The 1,569-nt window shown below is 65.1% G+C and carries 1 protein-coding gene; it reads left to right on the top strand.

Going from position 1 to position 1,569, the window contains the following annotated elements; genetic code table 11:
• Positions 1 to 1,569, top strand: a 1,569-nt coding sequence (locus HDG39_RS35750; protein ID WP_184012242.1) for a hypothetical protein, incomplete at both ends; no start/stop codon positions are given.

Genomic DNA, 1,569 nt, shown 5'->3' with positions numbered 1-1,569 from the left:
GCGTCGTGTCGTCCGTGCTCTCGCCATTGCCCACCGGTCCCTGGATCGGACCTTCGTCGTCAATCACTTCGCCAATGACTGGCTGGTCCGGCGCATCAACATCTGCATCTGCATCGGCATCGGCATCGGCATCGGCATCCGCATCGGCATCCGCATCCGCATCCGCATCAGCATCCGCATCCGCGTCGGCATCCGCATCCGCATCCGCGTCAGCATCGGCGTCAGCATCCGCATCCGCATCCGCATCAGCATCAGCATCAGCATCTGCATCAGCATCAGCGTCAGCGTCAGCGTCAGCGTCAGCGTCAGCGTCAGCATCGGCATCCGCATCGGCATCCGCGTCAGCATCGGCGTCAGCATCCGCATCGGCGTCCGCGTCAGCATCGGCGTCAGCATCCGCATCCGCGTCCGCGTCCGCATCGGCATCCGCGTCAGCATCCGCATCGGCGTCCGCGTCAGCATCGGCGTCAGCATCCGCATCCGCATCCGCATCCGCATCCGCGTCCGCGTCCGCATCGGCATCCGCATCGGCATCGGCATCGGCATCCGCATCCGCATCCGCATCCGCATCCGCATCCGCGTCAGCGTCAGCATCGGCATCCGCGTCAGCATCGGCATCGGCGTCAGCATCGGCATCCGCGTCAGCATCCGCATCGGCGTCCGCGTCAGCATCGGCGTCAGCATCCGCATCCGCGTCAGCATCCGCGTCGGCGTCCGCATCCGCATCCGCATCGGAATCTGCATCCGCATCGGCATCCGCATCGGCGTCAGCATCCGCATCGGCGTCCGCATCCGCATCCGCGTCCGCGTCGGCATCCGCATCAGCATCAGCATCCGCATCGGCATCCGCATCGGCATCGGCATCCGCATCGGCATCCGCATCGGCATCGGCATCGGCATCAGCATCCGCGTCCGCGTCGGCATCAGCGTCGGCATCCGCATCCGCATCGGCATCCGCATCAGCATCGGCGTCAGCATCTGCATCAGCGTCAGCATCGGCATCCGCGTCAGCATCTGCATCAGCGTCAGCATCGGCATCCGCGTCAGCATCTGCATCTGCATCAGCGTCCGCATCGGCATCAGCGTCAGCGTCAGCGTCAGCGTCAGCGTCAGCATCAGCATCAGCATCAGCATCAGCATCCGCGTCAGCATCCGCGTCAGCATCCGCGTCAGCATCCGCGTCGGCATCCGCGTCGGCATCAGCGTCAGCATCGGCGTCAGCATCAGCATCCGCATCGGCGTCAGCATCCGCGTCGGCATCAGCATCAGCATCAGCATCAGCATCAGCATCAGCATCGGCATCCGCATCGGCGTCAGCATCCGCGTCCGCATCCGCATCCGCATCCGCATCGGCGTCAGCATCCGCATCCGCATCGGCATCCGCGTCCGCGTCAGCATCAGCGTCAGCATCCGCGTCAGCATCCGCATCGGCATCAGCGTCCGCATCGGCATCGGCATCAGCGTCAGCATCGGCGTCCGCATCCGCATCCGCATCCGCATCCGCATCCGCATCAGCATCAGCATCAGCATCAGCATCAGCATCTGCGTCAGCATCCGCGTCAGCATCCG

It is taken from the genome of Paraburkholderia lebeckiae (genome assembly GCF_014201005.1).
Taxonomy (GTDB): domain Bacteria; phylum Pseudomonadota; class Gammaproteobacteria; order Burkholderiales; family Burkholderiaceae; genus Paraburkholderia; species Paraburkholderia tuberum.
This window is presented reverse-complemented; position numbering and strand designations above follow the sequence as displayed.